11 protein-coding genes are annotated in these 15,482 nt (G+C 63.1%); 8 read left to right on the top strand and 3 right to left on the bottom strand.

What is annotated here, in order from left to right; genetic code table 11:
• Nucleotides 1-132 precede the first annotated feature (132 nt).
• The 3 genes from EB231_RS25955 to EB231_RS25945 are packed head-to-tail and all read right to left on the bottom strand — an operon-like array spanning nucleotide 133 to nucleotide 2,726.
• Nucleotides 133-1,056, bottom strand: coding sequence for a carbohydrate kinase family protein (locus EB231_RS25955; protein ID WP_172351315.1), 924 nt, complete (start codon nucleotides 1,054-1,056; stop codon nucleotides 133-135).
• Nucleotides 1,053-1,499 carry an RbsD/FucU family protein gene (locus EB231_RS25950; RefSeq protein ID WP_172351314.1) on the bottom strand — a complete coding sequence of 149 codons (447 nt, stop codon included), beginning with the start codon at nucleotides 1,497-1,499 and terminating at the stop codon, nucleotides 1,053-1,055. The genes EB231_RS25955 and EB231_RS25950 overlap by 4 nt, the downstream gene beginning before the upstream one ends.
• The gene (locus EB231_RS25945) at nucleotides 1,500-2,726 is read right to left on the bottom strand and encodes an ROK family transcriptional regulator (protein ID WP_172351313.1); all 1,227 of its coding nucleotides are present in this window, start codon (nucleotides 2,724-2,726) and stop codon (nucleotides 1,500-1,502) included.
• Between the two features lie 268 nt (nucleotides 2,727-2,994).
• Between EB231_RS25945 and EB231_RS25940 the strand changes: the two genes are divergently transcribed.
• From EB231_RS25940 to EB231_RS25905, 8 genes are all read left to right on the top strand, one after another.
• Nucleotides 2,995-3,972 carry a sugar ABC transporter substrate-binding protein gene (locus EB231_RS25940; protein WP_394811859.1) on the top strand — a complete coding sequence of 326 codons (978 nt, stop codon included), beginning with the start codon at nucleotides 2,995-2,997 and terminating at the stop codon, nucleotides 3,970-3,972.
• Nucleotides 3,973-4,132: 160 nt separating this feature from the next.
• The gene (locus EB231_RS25935) at nucleotides 4,133-5,194 is read left to right on the top strand and encodes an ABC transporter permease (protein WP_140768752.1); all 1,062 of its coding nucleotides are present in this window, start codon (nucleotides 4,133-4,135) and stop codon (nucleotides 5,192-5,194) included.
• Nucleotides 5,170-5,979: an ATP-binding cassette domain-containing protein gene (locus EB231_RS25930; RefSeq protein ID WP_244493895.1), complete on the top strand. Its 810-nt coding sequence runs from the start codon at nucleotides 5,170-5,172 to the stop codon at nucleotides 5,977-5,979. Before EB231_RS25935 ends, EB231_RS25930 begins: the two co-directional genes overlap by 25 nt.
• Before the next feature lie 131 nt (nucleotides 5,980-6,110).
• Nucleotides 6,111-8,579, top strand: coding sequence for a glycogen/starch/alpha-glucan phosphorylase (locus EB231_RS25925; protein ID WP_172351312.1), 2,469 nt, complete (start codon nucleotides 6,111-6,113; stop codon nucleotides 8,577-8,579).
• A 106-nt stretch (nucleotides 8,580-8,685) separates the two neighbouring features.
• A complete protein-coding gene (glgB, locus tag EB231_RS25920) occupies nucleotides 8,686-10,899 on the top strand; it encodes a 1,4-alpha-glucan branching protein GlgB (RefSeq protein WP_172351311.1) in 2,214 nt (737 codons plus the stop codon).
• A 53-nt stretch (nucleotides 10,900-10,952) separates the two neighbouring features.
• Entirely contained in the window at nucleotides 10,953-12,218 is a 1,266-nt protein-coding gene (glgC, locus tag EB231_RS25915) for a glucose-1-phosphate adenylyltransferase (protein WP_172351310.1), read from the top strand.
• Nucleotides 12,219-12,287: 69 nt separating this feature from the next.
• A complete protein-coding gene (gene glgA / locus EB231_RS25910; protein ID WP_172351309.1) occupies nucleotides 12,288-13,733 on the top strand; it encodes a glycogen synthase GlgA in 1,446 nt (481 codons plus the stop codon).
• 3 nt (nucleotides 13,734-13,736) lie between these two features.
• A complete protein-coding gene (locus EB231_RS25905; protein WP_172351308.1) occupies nucleotides 13,737-15,365 on the top strand; it encodes an alpha-D-glucose phosphate-specific phosphoglucomutase in 1,629 nt (542 codons plus the stop codon).
• Nucleotides 15,366-15,482 lie beyond the last annotated feature (117 nt).

The raw sequence follows: 15,482 nt of genomic DNA, 5'->3' as shown, positions 1-15,482 counted from the left end.
TGCTTTCCGGCGGATACTGGCCAGATGCCGGAAATCCGGCCCTCGTCGGGCGCGATCCAGCCTTTATAGCCCTGGGGAACGGTCCTGCGAAACATAAAGTGATCGACTGGCTCAACTTATGTTGAACGTTGCTCAGGCAATTTCGCGCCGCCACGGTGGATTGGCGCCGGCGCGTGATACGGTCACCGCCGCTGCCTTGGCACCAAGCGCCAGTGCCTTGCGGATCGCGTCTTGTGTGAGGCCGCCGATGGCCGCCTTCGTCAGCAGGCCCTGTTCATGCAGCGAGGCGAGGATGCCGGCGTTGAACGTATCGCCCGCACCGACCGTGTCGACCACCTCGACCTTTTCCGGCATCACTGTGACGGCGTGGTCCTTGGTGTAACCGACGGCGCCTTCGCTGCCATGCGTGACGACGATCAGTTTCGGGCCGCGCTCAAGCCAGTTTCGCACGACGTCCTCGTGCGAACCCGCTTCGCCGAACCAGTTCAGGTCCTCGTCCGACAGTTTCACGATGTCGGCCATCGCCATCATCTCCCGGATGCGCCTGAGGTGCTTGGCCTTGTCCGGGATGAAGTTCGGCCGGATGTTGGGATCGAGCATCATGACACGGCTCGCATGCTCGCGCCGCATGAACTCTTCATAGGCACTGCCGGCAGGCTCCGAGATCAGGCTGATGGCGCCGAACAGCATGGCCTCGATCTCGTTGCCAAGCGCCGGCAGGTCATCGATGGTGAGCAGGCGTCCGGCGGTGTTCTCGTCGTAGAAGGTATAGGTCGCCTGGCCGTTGGTGAGCTTCACGAAAGCCAGCGTCGTCGGCCTGGGCGAGGTATGGGCGTAGGTGGAACTGACCTTGCTCGCCCCCAGCGCGTCCCTGAACTGGCCGCCGAAAAGATCCGACGACAGGCCCGAAAAGAAGCCGGCTGGCGCGCCGAGCCGTCCAAGTGCGATCGCCGTGTTGAACACCGCGCCACCGACATAGGGAGCAAAGGCAGGCTCCCCCTGCGTCGTGGTGCGCGGCAACATGTCGATCAGGGCTTCGCCGCAGCAAAGGATCATGGCTTCCCGGTCTCCGGCGGATAGATCACGCCCTTACGGATGATGATGTTGGCGTAAAGCCGCGGCTCGCTTGTCGCGACGATGGCATGCGCCGTTTTGACCCGTGCATAGAAGTCGGCGCCGGCCAGCGCAACCACCTTGCGGCCGGGCGCGTGTTTGGCACAGGTCGCCTCTATCTCGTGATGGACTGGATCGGCGCGCGACGGGTCGCCTTTCACGGATGCGCGGAACAACGCTTCCGGCACCGCGTCGTCCACCGGCAGGATGCTCAGGATCGCGTCGAGCACCGGAATGAGCGGATGACCGTCGGCCCGGATGAGGCGCCTTGCCTGCTCCTCTGCCGGATAGTTTCCGTCGACCAGGGCGATCTCGTCGCCATGGCCCATGGCGCGCAATGTCGCCAGAAGTTCCGGACCGAGCAACGCCGGGATTCCGATCAGCATTCAGGCGCTCCTGGAAATCGTTGTCGAACCGATCAGGAAGCGTTCGGACAGCGGCAGGCTGGCGCCGCCGAGCGCCCGGGCATGGATGCCGACGGTTCCCTCGCGAACCGCGGGTAGTTTCAGGCCTTCGCCGTCGATTGTCGCGATGGCCGCGATAATGGCATTGACCAGCCGACGGCGCACCGCCTGCGGCATCCAGCCGTCGACCACCGCCGCCTCGAAGTCGATGACCGAGGACGCCGCGACGATGGCATAGGCAAGCGCCTGTGAGGCACTGGCGATCCAGTCGTCGAGTTCGGAGCCGATCTCGCCCCAGTCCTCGGGTGACGTCCACAGATGCGAAGCTTCGACGCCGCGGGCATTGAGCGCTTTTTCCAGCATGGCGATCGACGCCACGTCGATCAGCTGGGTCGGCTTGCCGTCCGGTCCGGGCACCGGCATGGAGCCGAGCGCGCCGGCATTGCCGGTCGGGCCGCCGAACAGCCGGCCGTTGAGCACGATGCCGCCGCCGGCGAAGGCGCCGATGTAGAAATAAACGAAGTCACGCGCGCCGCCCGCCTGGCCGAAGACGAGTTCCGCGCCGCAGGCCGACGTGGCGTCGTTTTGCAGATAGACCGGAAAATCGCATTGCGCCTGGATATCGCCCCTGATGTCGCGGTGGCGCCATTCGTTCATGACGTCGCGCGGCGCGCCGGCGGTGTCGGCCCAGTTCCACAATTCGAACGGCATGGCGATGCCGAGCCCGGCAATGCGCTTGTCCTGCGCCGGCGTCAGTTCGCCGCGCATCTTTTTCATGCCATCGGTGACGAATTCCACCGTCTCGCGCGGTGCCGGATAGCGATAGGAGTGCTGCAGCATCGAGCGGACATTTCCGAGAAAATCGATCAGCACCAGTTCCGCGCTGCGGCGGCCGATCTTGAGGCCGATGAAGAAGGCGCCCTCCGGATTGAGCGCCATCGGTATCGAGGGCTGGCCGATCTTGCCGCGCAGCGGCGCCTGGCGCACGAGCAGGCCTTCTTCCTCCAATTCGCGCATGATGACCGAAACCGTCTGTGCCGACAGTCCGGTCATGCGCGCGATATCGGATTTCGCCAGGCTGCCATGCTGACGCACCAACGAGAGCACCAGCCGCTCGTTGTGGTCGCGCATGCCGCTCTGGTTGGTGCCGCGGTGAATCAGGCTCTCATTCGCTTCGGGCGAACCGTGCCTCGCAGTGGCGGTTTCCACCCTGTTCCTCCCGTCGTTTCCCCTCAATGCTTTTGGGCCAGAATGAGTGAAGGACGCAAGGCTGTCAATAATAAATAAGAGTGATTTAATTATTGACAGGACCCTCGGTCTGGTGTCTTTTGAAGAGGCGTCCACGCTGGGAGAAATTCGTTGGATGCGCCGTAGATGCCGGTTGGCCGGCATCCGGAATGGTTCCACTGGGAGGAAGATCGTGACCAATACAAAACTATTGAAATCGACCGTGTTTGCCGCGGCTGCCCTGGGTCTGATGGCGTTTGCATCGTCCGCATCCGCGGCCGGTGTCGGCGCTTGCCTGATCACCAAGACCGATACCAACCCCTTCTTCGTCAAGATGAAGGAAGGTGCCACGGCGAAGGCCAAGGAACTCGGCGTCGACCTCAAGACCTATGCCGGCAAGATCGACGGCGACAGTGAGAGCCAGGTGGCGGCGATCGAAAGCTGCATCGCCGACGGCGCCAAGGGTATCCTGATCACCGCCTCCGACACCAAGGGCATCGTGCCGACCGTCAAGAAGGCCCGCGACGCCGGCCTGCTGGTAATCGCGCTCGACACGCCGCTCGACCCGATCGACGCGGCCGACGCGACCTTCGCCACCGACAATCTGGAAGCCGGCAAGCTGATCGGCGCCTGGGCCGCCGCGACGCTCGGCGACAAGGCCAAGGATGCCAAGATCGGTTTCCTCGACCTGACCCCGTCGCAGCCGACGGTGGACGTGCTGCGCGACCAGGGCTTCATGATGGGCTACGGCATCGACGTGAAGGATCCCAACAAGATCGGCGATGAGACTGATCCGCGCATCGTCGGCCACGACGTCACCAACGGCAACGAGGAGGGCGGCCGCAAGGCGATGGAGAACCTTCTGCAGAAGGACAACACCATCAACGTCATCCACACCATCAACGAGCCGGCCGCTGTCGGCGCCTACCAGGCGCTCAAGGCCGTCGGCCTTGAAAAGCAGGTGCTGATCGTCTCCGTCGACGGAGGCTGCCCCGGCGTGAAGTCCGTGACAGAGGGTGTCATCGGCGCGACGTCGCAGCAGTACCCGCTGCAGATGGCAGCGCTCGGCATCGAGGCGATCGCCGCCTTCGCCAAGGATGGAACCAAGCCGAAGCCGACCGAAGGCAAGAATTTCTTCGACACCGGCGTCAACCTGGTGACCGACAAGCCGGCCAAGGGCGTGAAGTCCATCGACACCAAGGAAGGCCTCGCCAAGTGCTGGGGCTGATGCTGGTCTGACCGGCAATTACCGAACTCGAGCGGTCGGGGCTTGATCCCCGGCCGCTTCGGGTGGACGATGGCTCGCGTGACCGCGAACAATCCCGGCGATAGACCGGAAAGGCGTGGACGGGCGTCGGCGCGTGGCTGACACCCTACGGGGAGGAAACATGTCTCAGGCTCAGGAATTCGAGAAAGTTCTCTCGAGCAGCGACACCAGCGTTGCTGCGTTCGACGAGCACAAGTCGGCAGTCAGGCGCATCCAGCATTTCCTGCATTCGACACCGGCGGCGGTGCCGCTGATCGTGCTGGTCCTGTCGATCATGATCTTCGGCATCACCATTGGCGGGCGCTTCTTCTCGTCCTACACGTTGACGCTGATCCTGCAGCAGATTGCCATCGTCGGTATTCTGGGCGCTGCGCAGACGCTGGTCATCCTGACCGCCGGCATCGACCTGTCGATCGGCGTCATCATGGTGATTTCAGCCGTGATCATGGGCAATTGCGCCGTCAGTTACGGCCTGCCGAGCGTGCTCGCGGTGGCGATTGGGCTTGCCGCCGGTGCTGCCTGCGGGCTGCTCAACGGGTTGCTGGTCGCCTACATGAAGCTGCCGCCTTTCATCGTGACGCTGGGCACCTGGAACATCGTCATGGCCACGAACTTCATCTATTCGGCCAACGAGACGATCCGTGACACCGACGTCGACACCCAGGCGCCGCTGCTGCATCTGTTCGCCCTGAGCTTCAAGGTCGGAACCGCGGTGCTGACGCTAGGCGTCATCGCCATGGTCGCGCTGGTGCTGCTCCTCTGGTACGTGCTCAACCACACCGCTTGGGGCCGCCATGTCTACGCCGTCGGCGACGACCAAGAGGCGGCCAAGCTGTCGGGCATCCAGACCAAGAAGGTGCTGGTCACCGTCTACACTCTTGCCGGGCTGATCGCCGCTTTCGCCGCCTGGGTCTCCATCGGCCGCAACGGTTCGATCTCGCCGTCGGCGGCAGTCACCGACTACAATCTGCAGGCGATCACCGCCACGGTGATCGGCGGTATCTCTCTCTTCGGCGGGCGCGGCTCGATCCTGGGCACGCTGTTCGGCGCCATGATCGTCGGCGTCGTCTCGATGGGACTCAACATGCTGGGCGCCGATCCGCAATGGAAAGTGCTGCTCACCGGTGTGTTGATCATCGGCGCCGTGGCGGTCGACCAATGGATCAGAAAGGTTTCGGCATAGTCATGACCCAGGAGCCCATTCTCACCGCGCGTGGCTTGGTCAAGCGCTATGGCCGCGTCACCGCCCTCGACAATGCCGACTTCGACCTCTACCCCGGCGAAATTCTCGCCGTCATCGGCGACAACGGTGCCGGCAAGTCATCGCTCATCAAGGCGATTTCAGGCGCCGTAGTGCCTGACGAAGGCGAAATAAGGCTTGAAGGCAAAACCGTTGCCTTCAAGTCGCCAATGGAAGCCCGCGAAGCCGGCATCGAAACCGTCTACCAGAACCTGGCCCTGTCGCCGGCACTGTCGATCGCCGACAACATGTTTCTCGGCCGTGAGATACGTAAACCCGGCTTTCTCGGCCAATGGCTGCGCATGCTCGACCGTCCGGCGATGGAAAAGCGCGCCCGCGACAAGCTGACAGAACTCGGCTTGATGACCATCCAGAACATCGGCCAGGCGGTGGAGACGCTCTCGGGCGGCCAGCGCCAGGGTGTCGCGGTGGCGCGTGCCGCTGCCTTCGGCAGCCGCGTTGTGATCATGGACGAACCGACGGCCGCCCTTGGCGTCAAGGAGAGCCGCCGCGTGCTCGAACTGATCCTCGACGTCAAGAAGCGCGGCCTGCCCATCGTGCTGATCTCGCACAACATGCCGCATGTCTTCGAGGTGGCCGACCGTGTCCACATCCACCGCCTCGGTCGTCGTCTCGCCGTCATCGATCCCAAGCAGTATACGATGTCCGATGCGGTCGCCTTCATGACCGGCGCGAAGGCGCCTCCGGAGGCCGCGCTGGCCGCCTGACCGCCAAATTGCCGCAGGGTAAGCTTGCGGACCTTAATCTAAATCGATTGAATATATGCTGCAATGCAGTAACATGGGCTGGGATGAATGGTGAAAGCCGGTATGATCGTGGCAACCGCACGAGAGGCAGCATGACGCGCGCGATGACATCCGAAACCCTTCCGCCACTGCTCGAAAATCCAGATCCGAAGACGCTCGCAAGGGAAGTCTTGATGGCCCTCAAATACAGGGTTGGCAAGGACACCACCGTCGCGACGCAATATGATTGGCTGACCGCCTCGATCAAGGTCGTGCGCGACCGGATCGTCGACCACTGGATGCAGGCAACCAAAGAGGCCTATGACCAGCAGGAAAAGCGCGTCTATTACCTGTCGCTGGAATTCCTCATCGGCCGCCTGATGCGCGACGCCTTCTCCAATCTCGGCCTGATGGACAATATGCGCGAGGCGCTGTCGTCTCTCGGCGTCGACCTCGATATCATCGCGGCGCTCGAGCCCGATGCCGCGCTCGGCAATGGCGGCCTTGGCCGGCTCGCCGCCTGCTTCATGGAAAGCATGGCGACCGTCGACATTCCTGCGCATGGCTACGGCATCCGCTACGCCAACGGCATGTTCCGCCAGGAAATCCATGATGGCTGGCAGGTCGAACTGCCCGAGACCTGGCTCGATCACGGCAACCCCTGGGAGTTCGAACGGCGCGAACGCTCCTTCGAGGTCGGCTTCGGCGGCTCGGTGGAGTCCATCACGTCAAAGGATGGCCGGCTCGAGCGCCATGTCTGGAAGCCGACCGAGCATGTCCTGGCCGTTGCCTACGACACGCCCGTCGTCGGCTGGCGGGCAAACCGCGTCAACACGCTGCGGCTGTGGTCGGGCATGCCGGTCGATCCGATCCTGCTCGACAAGTTCAATGCCGGCGACCACATCGGCGCGCTGGCCGAAAGCAACAAGGCCGACGCGTTGTCCCGCGTGCTCTATCCCGCCGATTCCCATGTCGCCGGGCAGGAGCTCAGGCTGCGGCAGGAATATTTCTTCTCCACCGCCTCGCTGCAGGACATCGCGCAGCGGCATCTGAGCCAATATGGCGACCTGAAGTCGCTGCCCGACAAGGCCGCGATCCACCTCAACGACACCCATCCGGCGATCGCGGTGCCGGAGCTCATGCGGCTCCTGATGGATGTCCACGGCATGGACTTCGACCTCGCCTGGGACATCACCAAGCGCACCTTCGGCTACACCAACCACACGCTCCTTCCCGAGGCGCTGGAAAGCTGGCCGGTGCCGCTGTTTGAACGGCTTTTGCCGCGCCATATGCAGATCGTCTACGCCATCAACGCGCAGGTACTTCTGGAGGCCCGCGCCACCAACCAGTTCTCAGGCGAGCAGATCAGCCGCATCTCGCTGATCCAGGAAAACGGCGACCGTCGCGTGCGCATGGGCAATCTGGCCTTTGTCGGCTCGCACTCCATCAATGGCGTCTCGGCGCTGCACACCGAGCTTATGAAGGAAACGGTGTTCGCCGACCTGCACAAGCTCTATCCCGACCGCATCAACAACAAGACCAACGGCATCACGCCGCGGCGCTGGCTGATCCAGTGCAACCCCGGACTGACCTCGCTCGCCCGCGAGGCGATCGGCGACCGGTTTCTGGACGACATCGAGGCCATCAAAGGGCTCGACAGCCTTGCCGATGACAGCGCGTTCAGGGAGAAGTTCGCTGGTGTCAAGCGACAGAACAAGGCGCGGCTGGCCAATCTCGTCGCCGACCGGCTCGGCATCAAGGTCGATCCCTCAGCGCTGTTCGACATCCAGGTCAAGCGCATCCACGAATACAAGCGCCAGCTTCTCAACATCCTCGAGGCGGTTGCGCTTTACGACCAGATGCGCTCGCATCCCGAGCGTGACTGGATGCCCCGCGTGAAGTTTTTCGGAGGCAAGGCGGCGCCCAGCTATCACAACGCCAAGCTGATCATCAAACTCGCCAATGACGTCGCTAGGGTCATCAACCGCGACCCGGCCGTTCGCGGTTTGCTGAAAGTGGTGTTCGTGCCGAATTACAATGTCAGCCTGGCCGAAATCATGATGCCGGCCGCCGACCTGTCCGAGCAGATATCGACCGCTGGCATGGAGGCGTCGGGCACCGGCAACATGAAGTTCGCGCTCAACGGCGCGTTGACCATCGGCACGCTCGACGGCGCCAATGTCGAGATCAAGGAATGCGTCGGCGACGACAACATCTTCATCTTCGGCCTGACGACGGCCGAGGTCGCCGAGCGGCGCAACAATGGCTACAACCCGCGCGCCGTGATCGAGGGTTCCCCCGAACTGGCGCAGGCGGTCGCGGCCGTATCCTCGGGTGTCTTCTCGCCGGACGACCCGGACCGCTACCGCGATCTTATCAACGGCCTCTACGACAGCGACTGGTTCATGGTCGCCGCCGATTTCGATGCCTACACCGCTGCCCAGCGCGAGGTCGACGCCGTCTGGCGCAACAGCCCGGACTGGTATGCCCGGGCGATCCGCAATGTCGCGCGCGTCGGCTGGTTCTCTTCCGATCGCACGATCCGCCAATACGCGAAAGAAATCTGGAACGTGCCTGTCTGATGTGATTGCATGAGGCCACGAACAACGTGGTCCCGGTGATGCGGGTTGAATGTCAACTCACATCACCAGAAACAAACACCTGGTGCCCTGGGAGGGACACTGCCTGATGAGGAAGCCGCGCGCGACCGCTGCGACAAGCGGGCCGGACGGACTGGCGCCAGCCAGCGATGTTGCTGCGATTGTCGCCGGTACGCACGGGGATCCGTTTGCAGTCCTTGGTGTCCACGAGATCGGCAAGAGCCTGTTTGCCCGCTGCTTCGTTCCGCATGCCGAAACCGTCGCCGCCTATACGCTGACGGGCATCGAGGCCGGTGAGTTGTCCAAGCGGGATGATGCCGGCTTCTTCGAAGGCAAGCTGTCGATCAAGAAGCGGCAACCACTGCGCTACCACGCGCGCAATGCCGGCGGCGACTGGTGGCTGACCGATCCCTATTCGTTCGGCCCGGTGCTCGGGCCGATGGACGACTACTATATCGCCGAGGGTTCGCACCTCAGGCTGTTCGACAAGCTTGGCGCGCATGTCATCGAGCACGAGGGTGCTACCGGCGTGCATTTCGCCGTCTGGGCTCCCAATGCGCGGCGCGTCTCGGTGGTCGGCGATTTCAACGACTGGGATGGCCGCCGTCACACGATGCGCGATCGCCGCGATACCGGCATCTGGGAATTGTTCGTGCCCGACATCGGTGCCGGCCGACCCTACAAATACGAGATCATCGGCCCCGATGGCGTCAGACTGCCGCTGAAGGCCGACCCGTTCGCGTTCAAATCCGAACTGCGTCCGGCCACGGCTTCGGTCGTTGCCGTGCCGCCGGGGCATGAGTGGGGCGACGAGGCTCACCGTAATTTCTGGCGCAATGCCGATCACCGGCGCGAAGCCATTTCGATCTACGAAGTCCACGCCGGGTCCTGGCAGCTTGGCGACGACGGCACGTTCCTGTCATGGGACGAACTGGCCGACCGGCTGATCCCCTATGTGGTCGAGACCGGTTTCACTCACATCGAGTTCATGCCGATCTCCGAACACCCCTATGACCCGTCCTGGGGCTATCAGACGACCGGGCTCTATGCGCCGTCGGCCCGCTTCGGCGATCCGGACGGCTTTGCCCGTTTCGTCGATGGGGCGCACCGCGCCGGCGTTGGTGTCATCCTCGACTGGGTGCCGGCGCATTTTCCGGTCGACGCGCATGGACTGGCCCATTTCGACGGCACCGCGCTCTACGAACATGCCGACCCGCGCAAGGGTTTTCATCCCGACTGGAACACCGCGATCTATAATTTCGGTCGCCGGGAGGTGGTGTCTTTCTTGGTCAACAACGCGCTGTTCTGGGCCGAGAAATACCATGTCGACGGTTTGCGCGTCGATGCGGTCGCCTCGATGCTCTACCTCGACTATTCGCGCAAGGCCGGCGAATGGATCCCCAACGAGAAGGGCGGCCGCGAGAACCTCGAGGCGGTCTCCTTCCTGCAGAGGATGAACAAGGAGGTCTACGGCCACCATCCGGGCGTGATGACCATCGCCGAGGAATCCACCTCATGGCCGAAGGTCTCGGCGCCTGTGCATGAGGGCGGGCTGGGTTTCGGCTTCAAGTGGAACATGGGCTTCATGCACGACACGCTGGAGTATTTTTCCAAGGAGCCGATCTTCCGCAAGCACCACCATAACGATCTGACCTTCGGCCTGACCTACGCCTTCTCGGAGAATTTCGTGCTGCCGCTCTCGCATGACGAGGTCGTGCACGGCAAAGGCACGCTGCTGGGCAAGATGGCCGGCGACGACTGGCAGAAATTCGCGACCTTGCGCGCCTATTACGGCTTCATGTGGGGCTATCCCGGCAAGAAGCTGTTGTTCATGGGACAGGAGTTCGCGCAGCGCCGCGAATGGAGCGAGGCACGCGCGCTCGACTGGAACCTTCTCGATTTCCGCCCGCATCGCGGCGTCTGGCAGACGGTGCGCGATCTCAACTATCTCTACAGGTCGCGCCCGGCGCTGCACGGCCGCGACTGCGAGCCGGAAGGGTTTTCCTGGCTGATCGTCGACGACAGCCAGAATTCGGTTTTCGCCTGGCTGCGCAACGCGCCGGGCGGCAGTCCGGTGGCCGTCATCTCCAATTTCACGCCGGTGCCGCGCGACAATTATCGCGTGCCGTTGCCGAAGGCCGGCAAGTGGCGCGAGATCATCAACACCGACGCATCCGAATATGGCGGTTCCGGCATGGGCAATGGCGGCATGGTCGAGGCAAGGCTTGAGGGCAAGAGCATTTCGGCAACGATGCTTTTGCCGCCGCTGTCGACAATCATGCTCGAACTCGTTGCCGACTGAGCCCGTCAAGGCCGGAACAACATGGCGAGACTGAGTAACTTGGGAGGGTGGAAATGGCAGACTTGAAACGGATCCAGCCGCTGGCGCGCGATGCCATGGCCTATGTACTGGCCGGCGGCCGTGGCAGCCGCCTCAAGGAACTGACCGATCGTCGCGCCAAGCCGGCGGTCTATTTCGGCGGCAAGACGCGCATCATCGATTTCGCGCTCTCCAACGCGCTCAACTCGGGCATTCGCCGCCTTGGCGTCGCCACCCAGTACAAGGCGCATTCGCTGATCCGCCATCTGCAACGCGGCTGGAACTTCCTGAGGCCCGAACGAAACGAAAGCTTCGACATCCTTCCCGCCAGCCAGCGTGTGTCGGAAACGCAGTGGTATGAGGGCACGGCGGACGCCGTCTACCAGAACATCGACATCATCGAGGCCTATGGCCCGGAATACATGGTCATCCTCGCCGGCGACCACATCTACAAGATGGACTACGAGATGATGCTGCGCCAGCATGTCGACGCCAATGCCGACGTGACCGTCGGTTGCCTCGAAGTGCCGCGCATGGAAGCGACAGGCTTCGGCGTCATGCATGTCGATGCCAAGGACAACATCATCGCCTTCGTCGAAAAGCCGGCCGATCCGCCCGGCATTCCGGGTAACCCGGAATTCGCCCTGGCCTCGATGGGCATCTACGTCTTCAAGACCAAGTTCCTGATGGAGCAACTGCGCCGCGACGCCGCCGAGCCCGGCTCCAGCCGCGATTTCGGCAAGGACATCATCCCCTATATCGTCCAGCATGGTAAGGCGATCGCCCACCGCTTCACCAAGTCCTGCGTGCGCTCGACCGCTGAGAACGAAGCCTACTGGCGCGATGTCGGAACGGTCGACGCCTATTGGGAAGCCAATATCGACTTGACCGACGTGACGCCGGAGCTCGACCTCTACGACCGCGACTGGCCGATCTGGACCTATGCCGAGTTGAAGCCGCCGGCAAAATTCGTCCATGACGAGGATGGCCGGCGCGGCTCGGCCGTTTCCTCCCTGGTCTCGGGTGATTGCATCGTCTCCGGCGCGACGCTGAAGAAGAGCCTGATCTTTACCGGCGCGCGCATCAATTCCTATTCGACGCTGGAAGAGGTCGTCATGCTGCCCGACGTTCATGTCGGACGGAACGCAAAGTTGAAACGCGTCGTCATCGACCACGGTGTAAGGATACCGGAAGGGCTGGTGGTCGGCGAGGATCCCGTGCTCGACGCCAAGCGCTTCCGCGTTTCGGAAAAAGGCATCTGCCTGGTCACACAGGACATGATCAACAAACTCGGGCTCTAGAGCAATTCCAGGAAAAGTGTGAGAACGGGTTTCCGTCCGGAATTGCTCAGAACAGGATCGGTTAGACGCATGCAGGTTCTGTCTGTCACGCCCGAGATATTTCCGCTGATCAAGACCGGCGGGTTGGCCGATGTGACCGGCGCGCTGCCCGTCGCGCTGGCGGCCAAGGGCGTGGCCATGCGCACGCTCATTCCAGGCTTTCCCGTGGTGATGGAAGGCTTCAAGAAAAGGAAGGCCGTCTACCAGTATCCGTTGCTGCAGGGCGGCAAGGCCTCCATCCACTCTGTCGAGCTTGCCGGGCTCGATCTTTTCGTGCTCGACGCGCCGCATCTGTTCGACCGTCCCGGTGGTCCCTATGGCAATGCTTCGGGCGCGGACTGGCCGGACAATTGGCGGCGCTTCGCGGCGCTGAGCCAGGCCGGCGCCGATATCGCCGGCGGCGCCATCTCGGGCTACCTGCCAGACATCGTCCATGCCCATGACTGGCAGTCGGCGATGACGCTGGCCTATATGCGCTACGGCAAGGCGGTCGGCACGCCGTCGATGATGACCGTCCACAATCTCGCCTTCCAGGGCCAGTTCGGCGCCGGCATCTTCGGCGAGCTCGGTCTGCCCGCGGTGGCGATGGCCCTTGACGGCGTCGAATATTATGGCGGCGTCGGCTTCCTCAAGGCCGGCCTGCAGGCCGCCTGGGCGATCACCACCGTCAGCCCGACCTATGCGCAGGAGATCCGCTCGCCGGAGTTCGGCATGGGTCTCGACGGCCTGATCAACATGCGGTCCAGCGATCTCTACGGCATCGTCAATGGCATCGACACGGCCATCTGGGATCCGGAGACAGACAAGCATCTGGTATCGAACTATACGGCCGCCACGCTCAAGGCGCGGGCACCGAACAAGGCCGCCGTGGAGGATCGCTTCGGCCTCGACCGCGACGACAGCCCCATCGTCTGCGTCATCAGCCGGCTGACCTGGCAGAAGGGCATGGACATATTGGCGACGGTGATCGACGGTGTCGTGGCGACTGGTGTACGCTTGGCCATACTGGGCTCGGGCGACGCGGGCCTGGAAGGCGCATTGCTTGCCGCCGCCGCACGCCACCGTGGCCGCATCGGCGTGGTCGTCGGCTATGACGAAGGGCTGTCGCACACCATGCAGGGTGGCTGCGACGCCATAGTCATCCCCTCACGTTTCGAACCCTGCGGACTGACGCAGCTCTATGGCCTGCGCTACGGCTGCGTACCGGTGGTTGCCCGCACCGGCGGCCTCGCCGACACCATCATCGACGCCAATGAAGCAGCGATGGCGGCCGGCGTGGCGACAGGGTTCCAGTTCGCACCCAACAACGGCGGCGCGATGCTGCACGCCATAAACCGCCTGGCCGAAGCCTACGCCAACCCCGCGGTCTTCGAAACCATCCAGCGCCAGGGCATGAAGACCGACGTGTCGTGGGATCGAAGCGCCGAAAAATACGTTGAACTCTATCGCCTGCTGCTTTCGAAAAGGGTTGCCTGAAGCATGATACGCACCGTCCCCACCAAACCCTACTCCGACCAGAAGCCCGGCACGTCGGGCTTGCGCAAGAAGGTGCCTGTGTTCCAGCAGGAGCACTATGCCGAGAACTTCATCCAGTCGATCTTCGACGCGCTCGACGGGTTCAAGGGCAAGACACTGGTGATCGGTGGCGACGGCCGCTTCTACAACCGCGAGGTCATCCAGAAGGCGATCGCCATGGCCGCCGCCAACGGTTTCGGCAAGGTGATGGTCGGGCAGGGCGGCATCCTGTCGACGCCCGCCGCCTCGCATGTCATCCGCAAATACAAGACCTTCGGCGGCATCATCCTGTCGGCCAGCCATAATCCGGGCGGCCCGCACGAGGATTTCGGCATCAAGTACAATGCCGGCAATGGCGGCCCGGCACCGGAAAAGCTGACCGACGCGATCTTCGCCAAGACCAAGGCGATTTCGAGCTTCAAGACATCGGACATCGATCCGATCGACATCGACACGATCGGCACGGTCAAGGCCGCCGGCATGACGGTCGAGATCATCGATCCCGTCGCCGACTATGCCGAACTGATGGAAAGCCTGTTCGATTTCGACGCGCTGCGCAAACTGTTCAAGTCGGGCTTCCGCATGCGCTTCGACGCCATGCACGCGGTGACCGGTCCCTATGCCAAGGAGATCCTTGAAAACCGGCTTGGCGCGCCCAACGGCACCTGCCGCAACTTCAAGCCGCTGCCCGATTTCGGCGGCCATCATCCCGATCCGAACCTGGTCCACGCCAAACACCTCTATGATGAGATGATGGGGTCGGATGCGCCGGATTTTGGTGCCGCTTCCGACGGCGACGGCGACCGCAATCTGATCATCGGAAAGGGCATTTTCGTCACCCCGTCGGATTCGGTGGCGATGCTCGCCGCCAATGCCCGGCTGGCGCCCGGCTACAAGGACGGGCTGAAGGGCATCGCCCGCTCGATGCCGACCAGTGGCGCGGCCGACCGGGTCGCCGAAAAACTCGGCATCGGCATCTATGAGACCCCGACCGGCTGGAAATTCTTCGGCAATCTGCTCGATGCCGGCATGGCGACGATCTGTGGCGAGGAAAGTGCGGGCACCGGCTCCAACCATGTCCGCGAGAAGGACGGCCTTTGGGCGGTGCTCTTGTGGCTCAACATCCTTGCCGCGCGCGGCGAAAGCTGCAAGCAGGTCGTCACCGAGCACTGGGCGGCCTACGGGCGCAACTACTATTCGCGCCACGACTATGAAGAGGTCGAGAGCGAACGCGCCAATGCGCTGGTCGACGAATTGCGCGCCAAGCTCGGCTCGCTGCCCGGCACCAGCGTGCGCGGCCTGAAGATCACCAAGGCCGACGACTTCGCCTATCATGACCCGGTCGACGGCTCGACCAGCGAGCACCAGGGCATCAGGGTGCTGTTCGAAGGCGGTTCTCGCGTCGTCTTCCGGCTCTCCGGCACCGGTACTTCAGGTGCCACCTTGCGCGTCTATATCGAGCGCTACGAGCCGGACAAGGCGCGGCACGATCTCGACACCCAGGTCGCACTCGCCGACCTCATCGCCGCCGCCGACGACATTGCCGGGATCAAGAGCCACACCGGTCGCAACAAGCCGAGCGTGATTACTTGAGGGTGGCGGTGAGGGCTTTCCCTTCTCCCCTTGCGGGAGAAGGTGGCCTCGCGAAGCGAGGTCGGATGAGGGGTGCTCCAGCTTGGCGCGTTCTTCGATCGAGATTGCCAACGCCTC

The sequence above is a fragment of the Mesorhizobium sp. NZP2298 genome, assembly GCF_013170825.1.
Taxonomy (GTDB): domain Bacteria; phylum Pseudomonadota; class Alphaproteobacteria; order Rhizobiales; family Rhizobiaceae; genus Mesorhizobium.
Note: the sequence above shows the minus strand (reverse complement) of the source record. Positions and strands in the feature narration are given on the sequence as shown.

Bases quoted from the DNA above. Each gene is read 5' to 3' on its own strand.
- EB231_RS25940 (WP_394811859.1), top strand. From the start codon at position 2,995: ATGGCGTTTGCATCGTCCGCATCCGCGGCCGGTGTCGGCGCTTGCCTG.
- EB231_RS25905 (WP_172351308.1), top strand. From the start codon at position 13,737: ATGATACGCACCGTCCCCACCAAACCCTACTCCGACCAGAAGCCCGGC.
- EB231_RS25930 (WP_244493895.1), top strand. From the start codon at position 5,170: ATGGATCAGAAAGGTTTCGGCATAGTCATGACCCAGGAGCCCATTCTC.
- glgC (WP_172351310.1), top strand. From the start codon at position 10,953: ATGGCAGACTTGAAACGGATCCAGCCGCTGGCGCGCGATGCCATGGCC.
- EB231_RS25955 (WP_172351315.1), bottom strand. From the start codon at position 1,056: ATGATCCTTTGCTGCGGCGAAGCCCTGATCGACATGTTGCCGCGCACC.
- glgB (WP_172351311.1), top strand. From the start codon at position 8,686: ATGAGGAAGCCGCGCGCGACCGCTGCGACAAGCGGGCCGGACGGACTG.
- EB231_RS25950 (WP_172351314.1), bottom strand. From the start codon at position 1,499: ATGCTGATCGGAATCCCGGCGTTGCTCGGTCCGGAACTTCTGGCGACA.
- EB231_RS25935 (WP_140768752.1), top strand. From the start codon at position 4,133: ATGTCTCAGGCTCAGGAATTCGAGAAAGTTCTCTCGAGCAGCGACACC.
- EB231_RS25925 (WP_172351312.1), top strand. From the start codon at position 6,111: ATGACGCGCGCGATGACATCCGAAACCCTTCCGCCACTGCTCGAAAAT.
- glgA (WP_172351309.1), top strand. From the start codon at position 12,288: ATGCAGGTTCTGTCTGTCACGCCCGAGATATTTCCGCTGATCAAGACC.